This window comes from Psychrosphaera aquimarina (assembly GCF_032461525.1).
Taxonomy (GTDB): domain Bacteria; phylum Pseudomonadota; class Gammaproteobacteria; order Enterobacterales; family Alteromonadaceae; genus Psychrosphaera; species Psychrosphaera aquimarina.
Window position 1 is genome coordinate 1,073,854 of record NZ_JAWCUA010000010.1, and the last position, 18,735, is coordinate 1,092,588.

An 18,735-nucleotide genomic window follows, 5' to 3' on the forward strand; every position below is an offset into this window, starting at 1 on the left:
ATAAGATTATGACTAAAAAGATAAATTTTAGATTTTTACCCTTAGTAGTATTTGTACTTTTACTTGGGTTTTTATTAAAAGGTTTGTTTAGTGATCCCAATGAACGTGACTCTGCATTAATTGGCAAATCATTTCCACAGTTTGAGTTACCGGATTTAAATTCCAATAACAAAATTCATACTCCAGAAACATTATTAACTGAGCCTGTATTAGTGAATGTTTGGGGAACCTGGTGTTTAACCTGTAAATACGAGCTACCGTTTTTGACTAAGTTGGCTAATGAGTACGATGTTAAAATAGTAGGTCTGTATTACGACCAAAATCACGCTCCAGAGTTTGGTGAGTATGCGGATATTCCAACCATTCGAGTTGAAGTGAAAGAAATGTTGGCCCGATTGGGTAACCCTTATCAATATAATATTTTGGATTTAGATCGCAGTTTATCCCTTGATTTAGGGGTAACTGGTGCGCCAGAGTCATTTTTGATTGATGCCAATGGCATCGTTAGGATGCATCACATGGGTGATGTTAATGAACGAATTTGGCGTGAAAAGTTAGCCCCTGTTTGGAATGAGATCAGCCAATGAATAAATTTGTTATTACCATAGGGTTATTGCTACTAAGCAATATTGCTCAAGCGACGACAGAAGATCAAATAAGCTTTAAGTCGGAACAACAAAAACAGTTGTATTTAGAGTTAACTGCAGAATTACGTTGCCCTAAATGTCAGAATCAAAATATCGCGGATTCAAATGCAGTCGTAGCCAAAGATATGCGTGTAAAAACAAAACAGCTGTTAGATGAAGGACAAAACAAACAACAGGTTATTGATTATATGATTAATCGATATGGCCAGTTTGCTCATTATCAGCCGCCATTTAACGCAGCGACAAGTATGTTATGGCTTTTACCTATCGGGTTTATTTTATTTGCTGGTTTTGTTCAAGTTAAGCGCAGTAAGTCTAAACAACAGGTTGATGAGCCAACTAACTTGTCTGATTTAGACGATGAATTAGCTCAATTATTAGTCAGCCATTCAAACAACAAAATTGATACTTCTGCATCTAACAATGCGACGATAGAAGCTAATGTAAAGGACATTAAATAATGATGACTTCATTTTGGTTAGCAGCCATATTTATGCTGTTAGTTGCCTGTATTTTTGTATTAGTTCCTATGTTTACTTACCAAAATAAAGTGTCTAAGTCAGGGCAAACGTCAGATTGGTTTCATGCTCGTGAACAAGAGTTAGCAAAAGAATATGGCCTAGGTAAATACACAGAACAAGAATACAAAGATGCATTAACGGAATTAAAGTTAACAGCAAAAGATGAATTAACAACCCAAGCGAATGCAACAACAGACGTGCGTGAAAATAAAGTAATTAAACCTTATTTATTCACCGCGACCATTGGTTTAGTTGTTGTGGTTATTGGGTTTTATGCTTATAAAGGACTTTATCAGCAAGTTGATGATTGGCAGCAGACATTGTTAAAAATGCCTGAGTTAAGTACAAAGGTTATTGAGAACTTAGACTCAGAAGTATCACCAACTGAATTGCAGGAGTTTGCTTTAGGATTACGCACCAAACTCTCAGCATCCACCAGTGAAGATTATATTGGTTGGATGATACTAGGTAGAGTCTTAATGTCGTTACAAGATGTTGATGGTGCTTTATCCTCGTTTGAAAAGTCATATAACTTACAACGTAGTAATGTATCCAATACCATCAGTTTTGCTCAAGCTTTACAAATGAAAGGGGAAGAGTTTGAGATCAAACGATCGTTAACATTATTACAAGAAGCCATGGTGTTTCAGCCCGATAATGAATTAGCGGTTATCTTATTTGGTGAAGGTAACTTTATGCTAGAACGTTTTGATATTGCCAAACAAGGTTTTGAATTTGCGTTACAAATTTTAGATAAACAAGACCTACGTATCGAGCCTATAAAAGATAGATTGGAATTTATTGAACAACAGCTCACACCTAAAAATATACGTTCGATTCAAGTCTCCGTTTCTGTTATGCCTGAGCTGAACAGTCAACTAGAGCAATTTAGCCATGTATTTATATTTGCTAAAACGGATCAAATGCCGATGCCAATAGCAGTGAAAAAACTACCAGTCACTACTATGCCAATGAACGTGACTCTTTCAGATAACGACATGATGATAGAGGGCCAGAAGTTATCGGATTATGCGCAAGTAAATGTTTTTGCTCGCTTATCAGTTGATGAAAATGCACCTTTTGAACAAGGTGACTGGCAGGGCAGTTTATTAAACATCAGTACCTCAGAATCTGAAACCATCAATACCGTTATCATTAATAAGGAATATAAATAATGCAGTTTTTTAATCGGGCTACTTTGTTAGTGTTATTAATATTAGTGACGAGTGGCTGTACAACTAACTCGGAACAGCAAAAACAACAAGCCGCCACCAATGATACGGCGATGGTGCAAGACTTCTCGGACCCAAGAGACCCATTCGAAACGGTGAACAGAGAATTATGGGACTTTAACTGGAATATATTAGATAAATACTTATTAAGACCATTAGCGGTAGGTTATTCAGAATATTTACCACAACCAGCGCAAACAGGGGTAAGAAACTTTGTCACTAACTTAGAAGAACCTGGTTATGCGTTAAACAGCCTATTACAAGGTAAAGTGAAAAAATCAGGTACGGCAGCAGGACGTTTTGTTATTAACTCCACCATTGGCATACTTGGTATATTTGACGTTGCAAAATACATAGGTTTAGAACAGCACAAAGAAGACTTTGGGCAAACGATGGCGGTTGCTGGGGTTGGTAACGGTCCTTACGCAATGATCCCTGTGTATGGTCCTACAACGGCTCGTGACTTTTCTGGTGACTTCGTTGATGGCATGATCTTTCCTTTGTATTTATTAACTTGGCCAGAGTCGATACTTAAACTAGGGGTGAAAGCGATTTATACTCGTGCCGATTTGTTGCAACAAGAAAGAATGATAAACAGCTCAACCGACAGTTATATCTTTGTTAAAGAAGTATATTTCCAAAGTCAGAACTTTAAGATCCATGACGGTAATCCACCGCTGAAAAAAGAAGAAGAGTTTGATGAAGCGTTTTTAGATGAAATAGATTAATACCAGTCCAAATTGTTAAAAAGAAAGTAATAAAAAAGCCATTTATAAATTAAATGGCTTTTTTTGTTTTGGGCTTTGGGCTTTGGGCTTTAGGGCTATAAGGCTATAGAGTCATAAGGCTTTTATTACTTTACAGCTTACAGCTTACAGCTTTAAGGCTTTAACGCCTTATCACCACGCCCGATACCAACCACACCAGAACGAACGGTTTCAATGATATTGCCGTTTTCACGCATCACATCAATAAAGGCTTCAACCTTTTCTGAGGTTCCCAGTAACTGTACTGTGTAAATCTTGGCTGTTACGTCGATAATCTGACCGCGGAAAATGTCAGAACAACGTTTTATCTCTTCACGTTGTTCATTATTTTCAGCTAACATTTTTACCAGAACAATTTCGCGTTCTACATTAGGGCGTTCAGTCAATTCACGTACTTTTAATACGTCCACAAGTTTATTTACTTGTTTGGTAATTTGCTCAAGTACGCGTTCATCACCACGGGTGCTAATGGTGATACGAGATAAGGTTTCATCATCAGTTTTAGCAACCGTTAAACTTTCAATGTTATAACCACGTTGCGAAAACAAGCCTACAATTCTCGATAAGGCACCAGGTTCATTTTCTAATAGGATAGATAAAATACGACGCATTATTTGTTCTCCCCATCTTTAGTTGCCAATACCATATCGTCAATTTTACCGCCTTTAATTTGCATAGGATATACATGGGCAGTAGGGTCAACATTGATGTCTAAGAATACTAATTTGTCTTTCATCGCGAATGCTTTTTCCATTACATCTTTTAGCTCAGCTGGATCAGATACGCGCATGCCTACATGCCCATAAGCTTCAGCAAGTTTCACAAAATCAGGTAATGAGTCCATATAAGAATGAGAGTGACGTCCGTCGTAGAACATAGACTGCCATTGTTTTACCATACCTAACGAACTGTTGTTGATATTAATGATCTTAACCGGAATGCCATATTGCAAACAGGTTGCTAATTCTTGAATATTCATTTGAATGGAGCCATCACCCGTTACACAAGCAACATAACTGTCAGGGAAAGCTAATTTAACCCCCATAGCCGCTGGTAAACCAAAGCCCATTGTTCCTAGACCGCCGGAATTAATCCACTGTCTTGGTTTTTTAAATGGATAATACATGGCCGCGAACATCTGGTGCTGACCAACGTCTGAGGTCACATATGCATCACCATTAGTTACTTCGTATAAACACTCAATAACTTGTTGCGGCATGATTTGTTCAGGCGATTTTTTATAACCTAAGCTATCAACTTCACGCCATTGATCAATCTGGCTCCACCATTTGGCCATTTCATCTTTGTCGTTATCTATATCCGCACGTTCTATTAAGTCTAAAACTTGTTGTAGAACACGTTTGGCGCCACCAACAACAGGTACATGTGCTTGAATGGTTTTGGAGATAGAAGTTGGATCAACGTCAACATGTACGATAGTGGCGTTTGGACAGAATTTTTTGACGTTGTTTGTAACACGGTCATCAAAGCGGGCACCAACTGCAAAAATAAGATCGGCGTTGTGCATCACTTTATTCGCTTCGTAAGTACCGTGCATACCTAACATTCCTACAAACTGAGGATGTACACCAGATATGCCGCCAAGTCCCATCAGAGTATTGGTCACTGGGATATTTAATTTTTCTGCTAATGACGTTAGTTCAGTAGATGCGTCCGCAGAAATAATGCCGCCACCAGTATAAAGAACAGGGCGTTTAGCATTACATAATAATTCAACCGCTTTTTTAATTTGGCGTGGATGACCTTTAGAAGACGGTTTATACGAGCGGATGTTAATATCTTTAGGTAAGTTATATGGCGCTTTAATTAAAGGATTAACTATATCTTTTGGTAAATCCACCACAACAGGACCTGGACGACCTGTACGCGCAATATAATAAGCTTTAGCAATAGCTTCTGGAATGTCTTCTGCTCGTTTAACCAAAAAACTATGTTTAACGATAGGACGTGAACAACCTACCATATCGGTTTCTTGGAAAGCATCTTCACCAATAACGGTAGTAGGTACTTGACCTGATAAAACAACAAGAGGGATTGAATCCATGTATGCAGTAGCAATACCTGTAATGGTATTGGTTGCACCCGGACCAGAAGTAACGAGTACAGAGCCGACATCACCGGTTGCTCTTGCATAACCATCTGCAGCATGCACTGCAGCTTGTTCGTGACGAACAAGAATGTGCTCAATAGCTTGGTGTTCAAACAAGGCATCATAAATATCTAAAACGGCACCACCGGGATAGCCAAATAAATACTTAACGCCAAGTTCTTCCAATGACTTAACCACCATTTGGGCGCCAGATAACATTGGCGTTTCTTCTTTCTCCATACTTCAATACTCTCTTATTATTCTGTTGATCGTAGCTAGTTACGTTTTTACTCTAATTCAATTGGAAAATACACCCCTAATTAAGCATTTCTTTAAATAAATTTAGGTCTAAAGTAATAAAATATGATTTACTAAACATTCACTCAAATTGCATAAATACCTAAAGCTAATCTTAATGATTGAAATTAAACATTTAAGCCCATTAAAATTATCGGAACTAATGAATCGGTTAGATTTTTTTCGTGCCTTGGAGCCTATCGATAAAAAACACTTAGTTGAAAAACATTTGATTAAGGTCCGAAGTTATCGACAAGGTGAATATTTAATAGAGTACGGTGAACACGGCGATGAATTTTTTATGTTAATGGCAGGTATTTTAGATGTAAAAACCGCCAACGGTAATAAAGTGGCAGAAATAGAACCAGGACAAGTTTTTGGTGAAGTGGCATTTATATTAAATGAGAAAAGAACCGCATCCATAGTAGCTAGCGAAGATGTGGTCGTGATGTTGCTAGATCACAAAACGTTAAAAATGATGCCTGTAAATGTACGAGATAAAATAAAAGATAAATTGATTGCGGGTTTAGTTAATCGGGTATCAGAACTAAATTCTAAATTAGAACGCTTCATTTTATAACACATAACATACATGGACTTTACGTCGGTTATTAACCAGGGATATATACTAGCCCAAAACTAGGAATGGAGACAGAAACGCTGTATAGTTCGGCCGTTTTTTGTCGAGAATGAAGTTGTAATGAAAGAAAAGATTTTATATTTAATAGTTGTATGTGTCATTTTTGTCGCGCTTGTCGTTGGATTACAAAATATAGAGTCAGGTTCTTTATTTGGCTCTAGCGGTGGAGGTGGCTCTCGAGCTATGTCTATAGAAATGACTATGGCACCGGCAGAAGTCACTACGACTATTTCAGAATTAAAAGCCTATCGACCGCATTTAAGTGAAACTTGCTTATATGGCGCTGCTATGATGTTAAATGATCTAGGGGCGGAAGCAAAACAAGCGATTGATAGGGAAGGCAAGTGTATTCATACGTTAGTGTTATTTATTGCCAGAGAAAAGCATTTGGAGCACCAACTTAAAATTGATTCGGCTAAATTGTCTGAGCTAGAGTCTTTAGCTAATCAATCTGAATAACCCTTTCTGCCTCTATAGTAATAGAGGCTTCTTATTAAAATAACTGCTCCAGCTCTTTTATTGTCACTTTATCAGGCAAATCAGAATTAGCTAAAAAACGCATTTTTTTAGCCAATTTTTTACCTGTGATAGGGCGATATCTTCTAATGAAAGGAAGATACTTCAAACCAATAAATAACCAAATTGCAATTTTTTCACCGACCCTAAGTTGATCTCTTTTTCCGGCTAAAAACGAAGGTCTCACAATGATCACTTTATGCCAATTCATGGAAATTAAATTTTGCTCTAATTGTCCTTTGAGCTGCAGATAAAATGAAGGTGAATCTTGTTTTGCACCTGTCGAGGATACAAGTATTACTTTATTTACACCGTTATTCAGGGCATAGGTGGCTATTTCACTTGGTAAATCTAAGTCGACTTTTATTTGATTTAATTTACTGCCAGCTTGTTTTAACGTGGTACCAATACAGCAAAATAATTCATCACCAGCTAACTTCTCATGCCAATTAACCACATTGTTGAAATTAACCACATGTTGAATGAGTTTGTTGTTTGGGTCAGCGTCAATAGGAAGTGACATTAAGCGGCGGACAAAAATATGTACAACTTGGTAATTATCATCAAGTAATAACTGTCTGGTTAATTGTTTTCCTACCAGCCCAGTTGCGCCGATTATTAATGCTGTTTTATTTTCCATAATAAAATTATTTCCGTAGTCGTTAAGCTTTCGACTAAACCTTAATACTGGCTTTCAAACCAGCTTTCTAATATAACCACAGCAGATTGTGCGTCAATATTCCCTTTCTTTAAATTTTTGAAGCCACCTCGTTCAAACAAGGTGGCTTTTGCATCTACAGTCGTTAAACGTTCATCATGAGTTGTCACTTGCACGCCAAAGCGGCCATGTAAACGGTTGGCAAACTTTCTTGCTCGGACGGTAATATCTTGATCGGTTCCATCCATGTTCAATGGTAAACCCACGACAACTAAATCCGGTTGCCATTCCGTTAACAACTTTCCGACCTCATCCCAATTGGGAACACCATCTTTTGCTTTGAAGGCTTTTAGTGGAGATGCAGTGCCCGTTAACATTTGGCCAATAGCAAAGCCGATTGAACCTGTGCCAAAATCCACACCGATGACGGTTTTAACATCCATTACATTGTATCCATTTAATATATAAGCATGTTCAATTATGCGTGACCTGAAAAGGCCGTTAACTGTTCTACATTAATACCAAGCTTTTGCACTGCTTTTTCCCAGCGTTCTTCCACCGGAACATCAAAAATTAAGTTTGGATCAGCATCAATGGTTAACCAAGTATTGTCAGCTAATTCTTGCTCTAACTGCCCCGCAGTCCAGCCAGCATAACCTAAAGTCATGATGTACTTTTCTGGGCCTGCATCTGTTGCTAAGTTAGGCAGAATATCTTTGGATGTCGTTACATTAATTTGGTCTTGTAACTGCAAACTAGAAGACCATTTTTTATCACCGTTATGCAAAATAAAACCGCGGTCAGTTTGAACTGGGCCTCCAGACATCACATGGTTACTGTTTAATTCAATGTTGGCTTCTGAATCATCATCTTCAATATGCATCTCTAACAACACTTTGTTGATGGCAATATCAGTGCTTTTATTAATCACTAACCCCATAGCACCTTCATCATCATGCTCGCAAACATAAATAACCGTGCGTCCAAAATATGAGTCATCCAGAGCAGGCATCGCAATTAAAAATTGATTGGCTAAACTGGTCATCGATGAATGTTGATTCGGCATATTCGCTCCTTAGTTAGCAGACTCTATTTTTTTAGCTCTAAACGACGCTCAATGGCATCAAATAAGTGGCCAGTAATGCTAATGTCATAAGCTGCTTCAATTTCTTTAATACATGTAGGGCTTGTTACATTGATTTCAGTGACACCTTCGCCAATGACATCTAATCCAACAAAGATAAGACCTTTCTCTTTAAGTTTTGGTCCAATAGCTCGAGCAATGCGCCAATCTGACTCGCTCAGAGGTCTAGCTTCTCCACGACCACCAGCGGCTAAATTACCGCGAGTTTCACCTTTGGCTGGAATACGAGCTAGGCAATATGGCATAGGCTCACCATCAACGATTAAAATACGTTTATCACCATTTGAAATATCCGGAATAAAGGCTTGGATCATGGCGTAACAAGTGCCGTGATTGGTTAAGGTTTCAATTATAACGCCTAAATTAGGATCCTGTGGTTTAACGCGGAATATGGATGAACCACCCATGCCATCAAGCGGTTTTAAAATAATGTCTTTATGCTCAGCGTAAAACTCTCTAATTTGTTTATCAGAGCGAGTAACCAATGTTGGCGGAATATGTTCTGAGAACCAGCTAGTAAATAGCTTTTCGTTAGCATCACGTAAGCTTTGTGGTTTATTAACGATTAAGCTGCCTTCATCTTCTGCACGTTCTAACATGTAAGTTGAATAAACAAACTCAGTATCAAATGGTGGATCTTTACGCATTAATATGACGTTTAAGTCTGACAATGGCATGGTTTGCACATCACCTAGATTGTAATAATCATCGGCATCATTTTTAACGCTCAACGGTTTAGCATTACCAAATGCACGGCCATTTAATAAAAATAAGTCTGCCATTTCTAGGTAGTACAGTTCGTAACCACGGCCTTGGGCTTCAAGTAACATAGCAAAACTGGAGTCTTTTTTAATATTAATGTCCGTAATCGGATCCATTACAATACCAAGTTTAATAGTCATTATTTTTCCTAATAATTAGAGTTATGCTAAGTCGCCAAATTGTAATTGCAACGCAGATAATAGCGTTAATGCGGCGGTTTCTGTTCGTAAAATTCGTGGGCCTAATAATATCTCTTGATAACCCGCTGACACAGCCTGTTCTATTTCGTGGTCATTTAATCCACCTTCTGGGCCAATAATAAATCGAACGCCAGAATCAGGAACAACCAGACCTTTTACAGTAGTGGAGGCTCTTGGGTGTAAATTCAACTTTAACTGATCAGATTGTTGCGTTAAAAACTCAGTTATCTGTATTGGTTTGTGAATGGTTGGAATAGTGGCTCGGCCACTTTGTTCGCAAGCTGCAATCGCAATTTTTTGCCACTGACCATGTTTTTTATCTAAACGCTCGCCGGATAGCTTTACTCCACAACGTTCAGTGAATATAGGTGTGATATCCGTAATCCCTAATTCAACCGACTTTTGTATAGTAAAATCCATTTTATCGCCACGGGAAATACCTTGGGCTAAATGTACTTTTAGTGGGGATTCATTAGTGACCGGATGTTGTGATAAAACATTTACCACCACATTTTTTTTGGTCACTTCTGTAATTTCAGCATCATAATCATTGCCATCACCATTAAACAAGACGATCGATTGGCCCATTTGCATGCGTAATACACGACCAACATGATTAGCCGCTTCGGGTTCTAAATTAACTCTGGTGTTAACAGAGAGGGCGCTTGAGTGATAAATTCGAGAAGTTCGCATACAAAATTTTCAAGTGTTTAGACGTTAACCTGATCATATCAAGCTATTGAAAATCTTTATATCACAACTTTAACTAAGCTAATGTTTTTTGAATTTTTGTTTGATCAGAGTCATTCTTTAGGTATTAGTTGAGTTCAATTAATCTTGGCGTTATTGTCTTTGTTAATAAATAGAGTTTAACCAACAGGTTATAAGTCGGAGCTGAGATGTCAGTTGTTATAAACGTAGAAAAATTAACAAAACAATACAAAGAATTAACGGCTGTAGATGGTATTTCGTTTTCAGTAAAACAAAGTACTTGTTTTGGCTTATTAGGGCCAAACGGAGCAGGCAAAACCACGACCATAGAAATGATGGAAGGGTTAGTTAAAGCTAGTTCTGGTGAGATTCACTTTTTTGGTGAGTTAATTAATAAAAAAACGTTACGAGAAATAGGCATTCAATTTCAGCACACGGCTTTACAAGATTATTTAACGGTGGAAGAAACCATCGACATGTTTTCTGCCTTTTATCCGAGAGTGACTGAAAAACAAACCTTGATGGACCTTTGTGATTTGCATGAAATAGCCGACCGAGATCACAAAAAGCTCTCTGGTGGTCAAAAACAAAGATTATTACTGGCTTTAGCTCTTATTAATGATCCTAAGATACTATTCCTTGATGAACCGACAACCGGACTTGACCCACATGCCAGACGTAACTTTTGGGATTTGATCAATAAAGTAAAACAGCAAGGTAAAACAGTCGTGTTAACCACGCATTATATGGATGAAGCGGAATATTTGTGTGATGACATCGTCATCATGGATAAAGGCAAAATTATAGCGCATGACTCACCTCAAGGTCTGTTATCTAGCCACTTTTCCGGTGCCATTATTCGACTGCCAATTGAGAACTTAAAAGATGACAATCCAGAACAATACGGTCGTTTATTTGGTGAGAATCATGTTGATATCGATGCGGAAGACGTAGAGAAAGTGATTTCAGATTTATTAGCTAAAAAGATCTCGTTAGAGGGATTACAAGTGAAATCGGCTAATTTGGACGATTTGTTTATTAAGTTAACAGGGCATCAGTTGTCTGAAAGCGAACAAAAGGAACAAGCATAATGTTATTTTTTAAACGTTTTTATGCCATCTTAAAAGCCAGAAATTTAGAGTTTTTTCGTGACCGTGCATCCTTAGGTTGGAGCATCGTTTTCCCCGTTTTATTATTAGTTGGTTTTGCCATCGTATTTAGTGGCGATGGCAAAGACATGTATAAAGTTGGCGTGTTAAATACACCTGATAAAGAGGCAACATTTTTACAAACTAAATACATCGAATTTGTTGATTATCAAGATACAGAGCTGGCGTTAGGTAAGATAAGACAACATAAGTTGGACTTGTTAGTGGATTATCGTTTGGGTCTTTATTGGATCAACGATACGTCACCTAATGGTTATATGGCCGAACGTTTATTGTTGTCAGAACAAAATGACATTGCTAAAAAAGAATGGGTAAAACAAACCGTTACCGGTAAACAAATACGTTATATAGATTGGGTATTACCGGGTATTTTGGGCATGAATATGATGTTCAGTTGTTTATTTGGAGTGGGTTACGTTATTGTTCGATACCGTAAATCAATGGTATTAAAACGCTTAAATGCAACGCCAGTAAGCGCGTTTGAATTTTTAACGGCGCAAATCGTTTCCCGCTTATTCATCGTTATGTGTTTGTCGTCGGTGATCTTTATTGGTTGTGATCTGATCTTCGATTTTTACATGTTAGGCAGTTATTTTGATTTATTTATTATTGCCATATTGGGGGCGATGTCGCTTATATCGTTAGGTTTGATTATCGCTGCCAGAAGTCAAAGTGAAGAGTTAACAGGTGGCTTATTAAATATGGCGTCTTGGCCTATGATGATATTTTCTGGAGTATGGTTCTCGTTAGAGGGCAGCCCAGAACTTATTCAACAAATGGCCTACTGGTTACCGCTCACGCATTTAGTCGAAGGGGCACGTTCTATTATGACGGAAGGAGCAAACCTGTACGACTTACGTGAACATATCTTAGTTATGTTGGTCATGACGGGCGTATTTTTAGGTTTAGGCACGTTAATGTTCCGCTGGGATGGTGATGGCCGTTAATAAAGCCTCACCTATAAATTAAGTATTTGGCTATAAAAGTTAAAATTAATTGTGAAAATCAAGTACCATATGCCTTCTTTATCAGCCCCAGTTATTTGGGCTGATAAACCAACGGTTATCGGAGCGAGCATTGAGTAAACAAATTAATAACCCATTACATGGCATCACGCTACAAAACTTGTTAACAGAACTCGTTGACGTGTATGGCTGGGAGTATTTAGCTGAACAAGTGGAAGTACGTTGTTTTATGTTCGACCCTAGTATTAAGTCGAGTTTAAAGTTTTTACGAAAAACTCAGTGGGCTAGAGATAAAGTTGAAGCGATTTACCTGTCCATGTTAGCAGAACAAACAGACAGCCAGACCGAGAACGATTCTCAAAGCCATTCTGAAGACGGATCTCAAAGCCATTCTGAAGACGGATCTCAGAGCCAACCTGAAAGCATAAACCCGTGGGCCCAAAGCTTAAACGCATTATCAAATGACAATAAAAGCTAAGTTGAGTACAACAACTTAGCTTTTATGTCGCTTTCAAAAAAATGTTATAACCACTTCTCAAACAATCGCTTATCAATAGACTCAAAGCATTAAGACAATACTTGTTTGATCAAGTGTTTTAACGCCAATGCTTTCACTGGTTTTCTAATAAAACTAAACTGAGCATCACTGCAATGTTGTCTTAACTGCTCTGATGGATCCGCAGAGCAAACAATACATGGGGCTGACCATAGGTTGTCCTTAAACAATTCAAGTACTAAGTCCACACCATTGTCGCCATTATCCAAATGATAATCGGCAATCACTAATTGAGGTGTAAAGGGGGCCGTGTTGTTGTGCGCCACTTTATGCTGTTGCCAACCTTGCTGTCCAGAAACCGCCGTGACCTCACACCCCCAGCCTTGTAGCTGTTTGGTGAGAGCCGTTAACATTAATTCATCATTATCAATTAATAGTACCGATAACCCACTTAAATCTGAGTTTTGGTTGTTTTGTGCAGCGAGTTTTAAGTCATGCTCGTGGTTTTGTTTTTTAACTACTCTTGGAATATCCACATAAAACACCGAGCCTTTGTTGAGAGTAGATTTAATGCCCATAGATAAATTAAGTAACTTCACTATACGATCAGAAATTGCTAACCCTAACCCTAATCCAGGTTTATCTCTGTTGCTTTCTAAGCGTTCAAACTCTTGGAATATCAAGGTTTGCTTTTCAAGTGGGATACCAGGACCGTTATCCCAAACTTCTATTCTTATGGCGTTATTGTGGTGACGAACCCCTAAAAGTACTTTGGCCTTTGTTTCTTCACTTGTCGAGCCGGTTTGTTCATTACCTAGGGGACTGTAATGAATAGCGTTGGCTAACAAGTTTTGAATAACCCGTCGAATTAAACGTTTATCCGTATTCACCCAACAAGACGAATGTACATAACTAAAGGTTATCTGTTGCTGATGAGCTAATATCGCTATTTCATGGCTGAGAGGCTCTAACACATCGTTAATATTAAATGGGCTTAACTCAGGTTGTTGGCCGCTACTGTCTAATTTTGATATTTCGACTAAGTCTGACAATAATACTTCAACCACGTTTAATGAGTTTTGGATATGATCGGCAAGTTGCTCACTCGGCGTGTCTTTGACTTGTTGTTTTAACATATCTGTAAATAAGGCTAGGGCGTTAAACGGTTGCATTAAGTCGTGACTGGCCGCGGCTAAAAATCGAGTTTTACTTTTATTGGCCGCTTCCGCTTCTGCCATTGCATGATCAAGTTCTTTTGTGCGTTCAATTACGCGCATCTCAAGGGTTTCATTGGCCTGTTGTAGCGCTTTTTCTGCGGCTATATGTTTGGTGATGTCGGTAAAGGTACTAACAAAACCACCGCCGGGCATAGCTTGTCCTCTTATCTCCAATACGACGCCGTTAGGTAATTTACGTTGATAATAATGACTGTTGCCAGAACGCATATGTTCAATGCGTTTATTAATCAGTTCATCGGCGTCATTGCCATTAATGATCCCGCGTTGCACATTATATTTTAGTAACTCAGATATATGTTTACCGGCTTGTAAAAAGTTTGCAGGGTAACCCAACAACTCTATATAACGTTTGTTCCAAGCCACCAGGCGCATGTCTGCGTCAATAATACTCATGCCTTGTTCAATGTTCTCCACACCAGCTTGCAATAGCTCACGGTTAAATTGAAATAGCTCACTGGCCTCATCAACTATGTTGGCCACCTGTTCTAAAGACATTGGATTAACATCATCATCCGAGCTTGTGGCCGCTTTCATTACTAAGCGAGTTGATGCACTTCCTAAAACACTGGATAACTGCTTTTGGCTGTAGTCAATTAAATACTGCGGTGCTAATTGGTTTCGGTTCCTGTGAACTCCACTGCGTTCAATCAGTTCGGTGGCGGCATCGTGATTAACAAAACGATGCAATAAATTGAATAAGTCTTGGATGGTTAATTGATAACTAAACTGGCCTTGATGTTTTTTCATAAACAATTCGGCCTGCAGTTTTTCACCAATACTGCGAGATGAATACAAAGACACCACAATAAAAACCAATGTATTGACTAACAAACTCACTATCACGCCATGGGTAACATCATCCAAATAGCTAAAACCAAATAAACTAGTGGGCTTTAACCAAGCTAAATTAAACATGCCATGATTAACCAATGCTGAGTCAGGAAATACCATAGGAATAAATAAGGTATAGACCCATAATAACCCGCCCACAATTAACCCAGATAATGCTGCGATAGAGCTGGCTTTACGCCAATACAAGGCACCGATTACAGCAGGGGATACTTGCGCTAATAAAACAAAAGCCAATAACCCTAAAGTGGCTAAATGACTTTGTTGAGACACAAAACGTTCAAACAAAAACGACAGTAATAACACTAATGCAATCGCTGCGCGTCTAAAGGTAAGTAATAAACGTGACAGTTGCGTTTTTTGCGCCAAGTTAAATATTTTAAATTTAACCAAACTGGGGGTGATGATGTCGGTGGTTAACATGGTACTAAGTACAATTGCGGCCACAATTACCATACTGGTGGCTGCTGCTAAGCCGCCTATATACACTAAAATACTTAGCCATTCTTGTTGGTGATACAAAGGTAATGTCAGTATATAAGTATCGGCATTAACACTGCCGCCTGGAAACGTGACCTGTCCAGCGATGGCGATAGGCAGTACAAATAAGTTAATTAATAACAAATACACAGGGTATAACCATCGTGCTTTTTTTAGCTCTGATTCGTTGTTATTTTCAATAAACATCATGTGATAAAGCTGTGGGGTGATGAATATGGTCACCATACCCAATAATATTTGGGAAACGGTAAAGTAAGCGGTTTGGGTATCGTCTAGTTGAGACTGAAGCGCTTCTTGTTGCGGAATTTGTTGGTTAAGTAAGTCAGTAAAACCGTCAAATAAATAATAAGTGGTAAACAAACCCACCAAGGTGATGGCAAATAATTTAACGATAGAACTAAAGGCAATAGCAAAAACTAACCCTTGGTTTTGATTATTAATGGCCACGTTACGAGCACCAAACAAGATACTGAATACCACTAATACGATTGTCACTACAAAGGTGGTGCTGATGCCTGATTGATAACTGCCAGTAACGAGATCAAAGCTCTGACTGATTGCCCGTAACTGCAAAGATATATAAGGAATCGTTCCCAGTAACGCAATTAATGACACCACACCAGCAATCATAGGTGCACGTTCATAGCGGCTGGCAATAAAGTCAGCAATGGAGGTTAAGTTTTGTTGTTTGGTGACACGTAACATTTTTAACAGCAGCGGCCATGCCAATACAAAACAAGCGATGGTGCCAATATAGATAGGTGCTAACCACAAACCAGAGCTGCTCGCTTGACCAATGATCCCGTAAAACGCCCAAGAGGTACAACTAACCCCTAACGACAAACTATATACCCAAGGGTTGCTTGCCCACTTTTTATTGCTAGCCTTTTGACCCCAATACGCTACTAAAAATAGTAAAACCAAATAACCAATAGATAAAAATGTAATAAGCCAAGTGTCTAAAGAAAGCCAAATTAACAAAACAAAGACCTTAAAAATGGTTGGACTAAAAAACGTTAAAATAATACTAACGTAGACAGGAGGTTAACACACCGATAATTACGCCATAGTGAACTAAGGTAGTAGTTATTTTTTATCAAGGCTAAGTTAGTCTGCCTAATCGGTGATTAACCCTATTGGAAGTTAGCATATATGAAAATCAGTAATAAATACTTAGTCGAGGGCATTGTTTTCTTTAGCTATGTTTTATTCGCCATGGCTTGGGTTGGTGGAACCGCAAGCATGGATCAAATCATGGCAGAGTTGCATGTCAGTAGTCTAGCATCGGCAAGTTTTATCAGTGGTGCGGTTACCATAGCTAAGATCATAGGCACGTTCTTAGCTGCATGGATAGCCATAAAAATGGGAATAAAAAACGCATTTTTAATGTCCTGTATTTTGGTGTGTGTTGGTGTACTTACGCCCATTGCAGGCAGTTATGATGTATTACTTGTGAGTCGCTTTTTGATGGGATTAGGCGGTGCATTAATGATTGTATATTTTAATCCTATAGTAATGCAGTGGTTTCCAACGGAAGAACGTTCAACCATAAATGGTTTAAATGCCGTAGCATTTAATATAGGTACCGCTGTCATTTTATGGTCAATGACAGGCATTAATATAGTTACGGGCGGTTGGCAAAATTCATTATTAGTGTTTTCAGGCATCAGTTTATTATTAGCGTTAGCATGGTTGTTTGTTAAGTGGGATAACAATGAAACAACGAGCAGTGCTGCAACTGCCACATCGCCAGATCCTCAAAATACTGCGCCAGAAGCAGATTACAGCTATGCAGATGGTTTAAAAGACCGCTTTAATTGGGTGTATGCATTAACGTATTCAGGTTTGCTGGCTTTTTATATTTGTTTATTTACCTTTTATCCAAAAGCCGGAATTGTTGCCAGTAAGTGGGTTATCGGTTTTGGTATAGTTGGTACTATTGCAGGCATGATTTACAGTAAAAAAATTAAACAACGGATACCTATTATTAGATGGTCTGGTTTAGTTCAGCTTATTACTGTTTTAGGATTATCATTTAGTGTCAATCCAATGATCCAAACGTTATGTGCCATTGTGCTAGGTTTCTTCATCTTCTTTCCAATCACGGCATTGGTTACCATTCCACACGAAATGCCAAAAATGACCAGTCAAAAAATCACTGTAGTTTTTAGTTTGTTTTGGTCGATTAGTTACTTATTTGCAACTGTGGTGTTGTGGGTGTTTGGTAAGTTAGTTGATTTATCAAATGGCGATTTTACCTATGCATTTATCTTGATCAGTATCATCAGTAGCACATTCTTTATTGGTAGTTTTTTCTTGGCAGAAACCAATAAAAAGTCGCAATCGGTAGAGGAATAATTTATGCGCGGAACCTTAGCCCCTCATTTAGAAGAATTTATTGGTCAGCTTAATCAAGCGGCGGAACAAGCCATTAAAGATGGCGTTATACCAACACCTGAACTTGCTAGAACAAACTTAGCTAAGTTGTCTGCGTTTGTAACAAAATCACCAGATATCGCGTTTACACAAAGTTCTGAATTAGTGATTGGTGCACAAGCTATTCCAGTAAGAATTTACAGTCCAGACCCGGATGCTCGTTTGCCGGTATTACTTTATTTTCATGGCGGCGGTCATATGTGCGGTGATATTCAAATGTATGATCCTATGTGCCGCAAAATAGCCCTTGCAGCGAATTGTGTGGTGATAAGTGTTGAATATCGTTTAGCCCCAGAATACCCATATCCAGCGGGCTTAGATGATGCAGAATTGGTTCTACGACACTACCAAACCTTATTAACGGATGTTGCTTACAATAATCAGATTATGGTTGCAGGAGACAGTGCCGGTGGTGCAATTTGTACTAGCTTAGTGATGCGTAAAAGCCAAGGGGCTGATTTAACCATAGATAAACAAGTGCTGATTTACCCAAGTGTAGATTATTCTTTTAGCTTTCCATCGTTTATTGAAAACGGTGATGGTTACCTGTTAACTAAGGCTCGTGTGCAGTGGTACTTTGAAAACTACTTTCATCAAGACGAAAGTAGAAAAGCGGTATCACCTGTATTTGGGCCATTAGATAACAAAGCGCCGCAAACGTTAGTCATTACTACAAGTTGCGATCCTTTAAGGGATGAAGGGATTGCTTATCATCAGCGTTTAGTGGAACTGGGTGTTAACTCCCAACATTATGAGTTTGAAGGTATGGTGCACGCGTTTATGAATTTAGAGGATTTAGTGCCTGATGAATGTGCATTATTATTTGAAAAAATTGGTGCGTTTATTAATAGCTAAAATTTTAAATTTTAGCTCAAC

19 protein-coding genes are annotated in these 18,735 nt (G+C 38.5%); 11 read left to right on the forward strand and 8 right to left on the reverse strand.

Annotation, left to right across the window (positions count from 1 at the left end):
* Positions 1-8: 8 nt before the first annotated feature.
* The 4 genes from RT723_RS16820 to RT723_RS16835 are packed head-to-tail and all read left to right on the forward strand — an operon-like array spanning position 9 to position 3,128.
* The gene (locus RT723_RS16820; RefSeq protein ID WP_315948297.1) at positions 9-587 is read left to right on the forward strand and encodes a DsbE family thiol:disulfide interchange protein; all 579 of its coding nucleotides are present in this window, start codon (positions 9-11) and stop codon (positions 585-587) included.
* On the forward strand, positions 584-1,108 hold the full coding sequence (locus RT723_RS16825) for a cytochrome c-type biogenesis protein (protein ID WP_315948298.1): 525 nt from the start codon (positions 584-586) through the stop codon (positions 1,106-1,108). Before RT723_RS16820 ends, RT723_RS16825 begins: the two co-directional genes overlap by 4 nt.
* A complete protein-coding gene (gene ccmI / locus RT723_RS16830; protein WP_315948299.1) occupies positions 1,108-2,343 on the forward strand; it encodes a c-type cytochrome biogenesis protein CcmI in 1,236 nt (411 codons plus the stop codon). Before RT723_RS16825 ends, ccmI begins: the two co-directional genes overlap by 1 nt.
* Positions 2,343-3,128, forward strand: a complete 786-nt coding sequence (locus tag RT723_RS16835) for an MlaA family lipoprotein (RefSeq protein WP_315948300.1) — start codon at positions 2,343-2,345, stop codon at positions 3,126-3,128. Before ccmI ends, RT723_RS16835 begins: the two co-directional genes overlap by 1 nt.
* Positions 3,129-3,280: 152 nt before the next feature.
* On the opposite strand, the gene ilvN is transcribed toward RT723_RS16835, so the two are convergent.
* Both ilvN and RT723_RS16845 read right to left on the reverse strand, forming a co-directional pair.
* Positions 3,281-3,778: an acetolactate synthase small subunit gene (gene ilvN / locus RT723_RS16840; RefSeq protein WP_216053478.1), complete on the reverse strand. Its 498-nt coding sequence runs from the start codon at positions 3,776-3,778 to the stop codon at positions 3,281-3,283.
* Complete coding sequence (locus RT723_RS16845; RefSeq protein ID WP_216053479.1) at positions 3,778-5,517, reverse strand: acetolactate synthase 3 large subunit; 1,740 nt, start codon at positions 5,515-5,517, stop codon at positions 3,778-3,780. The genes ilvN and RT723_RS16845 overlap by 1 nt, the downstream gene beginning before the upstream one ends.
* Positions 5,518-5,692: 175 nt before the next feature.
* Between RT723_RS16845 and RT723_RS16850 the strand changes: the two genes are divergently transcribed.
* Together RT723_RS16850 and RT723_RS16855 are read left to right on the forward strand one after the other, a co-directional pair.
* Complete coding sequence (locus tag RT723_RS16850) at positions 5,693-6,154, forward strand: cyclic nucleotide-binding domain-containing protein (RefSeq protein WP_315948301.1); 462 nt, start codon at positions 5,693-5,695, stop codon at positions 6,152-6,154.
* 120 nt (positions 6,155-6,274) lie between these two features.
* Positions 6,275-6,673: a hypothetical protein gene (locus RT723_RS16855; protein WP_216053481.1), complete on the forward strand. Its 399-nt coding sequence runs from the start codon at positions 6,275-6,277 to the stop codon at positions 6,671-6,673.
* A gap of 34 nt (positions 6,674-6,707) precedes the next feature.
* Here the strand turns inward: RT723_RS16855 and RT723_RS16860 are convergent, their stop codons facing one another.
* From RT723_RS16860 to rsmE, 5 genes are read right to left on the reverse strand one after another with little or no spacing between them, the layout of a single operon-like run.
* Positions 6,708-7,370 carry an NAD(P)H-binding protein gene (locus RT723_RS16860; protein WP_315948302.1) on the reverse strand — a complete coding sequence of 221 codons (663 nt, stop codon included), beginning with the start codon at positions 7,368-7,370 and terminating at the stop codon, positions 6,708-6,710.
* Between the two features lie 41 nt (positions 7,371-7,411).
* On the reverse strand, positions 7,412-7,831 hold the full coding sequence (gene ruvX, locus RT723_RS16865) for a Holliday junction resolvase RuvX (RefSeq protein WP_315948303.1): 420 nt from the start codon (positions 7,829-7,831) through the stop codon (positions 7,412-7,414).
* A 35-nt stretch (positions 7,832-7,866) separates the two neighbouring features.
* Positions 7,867-8,433 (reverse strand): YqgE/AlgH family protein, encoded by a 567-nt coding sequence (locus RT723_RS16870; protein ID WP_216053586.1) that lies wholly within the window; start codon positions 8,431-8,433, stop codon positions 7,867-7,869.
* A 44-nt stretch (positions 8,434-8,477) separates the two neighbouring features.
* Positions 8,478-9,434, reverse strand: a complete 957-nt coding sequence (gene gshB / locus RT723_RS16875; protein ID WP_315948304.1) for a glutathione synthase — start codon at positions 9,432-9,434, stop codon at positions 8,478-8,480.
* A 21-nt stretch (positions 9,435-9,455) separates the two neighbouring features.
* The gene (rsmE, locus tag RT723_RS16880; protein ID WP_315948305.1) at positions 9,456-10,187 is read right to left on the reverse strand and encodes a 16S rRNA (uracil(1498)-N(3))-methyltransferase; all 732 of its coding nucleotides are present in this window, start codon (positions 10,185-10,187) and stop codon (positions 9,456-9,458) included.
* Positions 10,188-10,393: 206 nt separating this feature from the next.
* On the opposite strand from rsmE, the gene RT723_RS16885 reads away from it, so the two are divergent.
* The 3 genes from RT723_RS16885 (at position 10,394) to RT723_RS16895 (ending at position 12,817) form a co-directional block, all read left to right on the forward strand.
* Positions 10,394-11,296: an ABC transporter ATP-binding protein gene (locus RT723_RS16885; RefSeq protein ID WP_315948306.1), complete on the forward strand. Its 903-nt coding sequence runs from the start codon at positions 10,394-10,396 to the stop codon at positions 11,294-11,296.
* A complete protein-coding gene (locus tag RT723_RS16890) occupies positions 11,296-12,321 on the forward strand; it encodes an ABC transporter permease (protein ID WP_315948307.1) in 1,026 nt (341 codons plus the stop codon). Before RT723_RS16885 ends, RT723_RS16890 begins: the two co-directional genes overlap by 1 nt.
* Before the next feature lie 130 nt (positions 12,322-12,451).
* Complete coding sequence (locus RT723_RS16895; protein WP_315948308.1) at positions 12,452-12,817, forward strand: VF530 family protein; 366 nt, start codon at positions 12,452-12,454, stop codon at positions 12,815-12,817.
* 89 nt (positions 12,818-12,906) lie between these two features.
* On the opposite strand, the gene RT723_RS16900 is transcribed toward RT723_RS16895, so the two are convergent.
* On the reverse strand, positions 12,907-16,404 hold the full coding sequence (locus RT723_RS16900; RefSeq protein WP_315948309.1) for a hybrid sensor histidine kinase/response regulator: 3,498 nt from the start codon (positions 16,402-16,404) through the stop codon (positions 12,907-12,909).
* A gap of 171 nt (positions 16,405-16,575) precedes the next feature.
* Here RT723_RS16900 and RT723_RS16905 point away from each other — a divergent pair, with 171 nt between their 5' ends.
* Together RT723_RS16905 and RT723_RS16910 are read left to right on the forward strand one after the other, a co-directional pair.
* A complete protein-coding gene (locus RT723_RS16905) occupies positions 16,576-17,781 on the forward strand; it encodes an MFS transporter (RefSeq protein ID WP_315948310.1) in 1,206 nt (401 codons plus the stop codon).
* 3 nt (positions 17,782-17,784) lie between these two features.
* Positions 17,785-18,714: an alpha/beta hydrolase gene (locus RT723_RS16910; RefSeq protein WP_315948311.1), complete on the forward strand. Its 930-nt coding sequence runs from the start codon at positions 17,785-17,787 to the stop codon at positions 18,712-18,714.
* The last annotated feature ends 21 nt before the right edge of the window (positions 18,715-18,735 follow it).

Excerpts from the sequence above, each read along its gene's own strand:
- RT723_RS16820 (WP_315948297.1), top strand. The coding sequence starts at position 9 with ATGACTAAAAAGATAAATTTTAGATTTTTACCCTTAGTAGTATTTGTA.
- RT723_RS16825 (WP_315948298.1), top strand. The coding sequence starts at position 584 with ATGAATAAATTTGTTATTACCATAGGGTTATTGCTACTAAGCAATATT.
- ccmI (WP_315948299.1), top strand. The coding sequence starts at position 1,108 with ATGATGACTTCATTTTGGTTAGCAGCCATATTTATGCTGTTAGTTGCC.
- RT723_RS16835 (WP_315948300.1), top strand. The coding sequence starts at position 2,343 with ATGCAGTTTTTTAATCGGGCTACTTTGTTAGTGTTATTAATATTAGTG.
- ilvN (WP_216053478.1), bottom strand. The coding sequence starts at position 3,778 with ATGCGTCGTATTTTATCTATCCTATTAGAAAATGAACCTGGTGCCTTA.
- RT723_RS16845 (WP_216053479.1), bottom strand. The coding sequence starts at position 5,517 with ATGGAGAAAGAAGAAACGCCAATGTTATCTGGCGCCCAAATGGTGGTT.
- RT723_RS16850 (WP_315948301.1), top strand. The coding sequence starts at position 5,693 with ATGATTGAAATTAAACATTTAAGCCCATTAAAATTATCGGAACTAATG.
- RT723_RS16855 (WP_216053481.1), top strand. The coding sequence starts at position 6,275 with ATGAAAGAAAAGATTTTATATTTAATAGTTGTATGTGTCATTTTTGTC.
- RT723_RS16860 (WP_315948302.1), bottom strand. The coding sequence starts at position 7,370 with ATGGAAAATAAAACAGCATTAATAATCGGCGCAACTGGGCTGGTAGGA.
- ruvX (WP_315948303.1), bottom strand. The coding sequence starts at position 7,831 with ATGGATGTTAAAACCGTCATCGGTGTGGATTTTGGCACAGGTTCAATC.
- RT723_RS16870 (WP_216053586.1), bottom strand. The coding sequence starts at position 8,433 with ATGACCAGTTTAGCCAATCAATTTTTAATTGCGATGCCTGCTCTGGAT.
- gshB (WP_315948304.1), bottom strand. The coding sequence starts at position 9,434 with ATGACTATTAAACTTGGTATTGTAATGGATCCGATTACGGACATTAAT.
- rsmE (WP_315948305.1), bottom strand. The coding sequence starts at position 10,187 with ATGCGAACTTCTCGAATTTATCACTCAAGCGCCCTCTCTGTTAACACC.
- RT723_RS16885 (WP_315948306.1), top strand. The coding sequence starts at position 10,394 with ATGTCAGTTGTTATAAACGTAGAAAAATTAACAAAACAATACAAAGAA.
- RT723_RS16890 (WP_315948307.1), top strand. The coding sequence starts at position 11,296 with ATGTTATTTTTTAAACGTTTTTATGCCATCTTAAAAGCCAGAAATTTA.
- RT723_RS16905 (WP_315948310.1), top strand. The coding sequence starts at position 16,576 with ATGAAAATCAGTAATAAATACTTAGTCGAGGGCATTGTTTTCTTTAGC.
- RT723_RS16910 (WP_315948311.1), top strand. The coding sequence starts at position 17,785 with ATGCGCGGAACCTTAGCCCCTCATTTAGAAGAATTTATTGGTCAGCTT.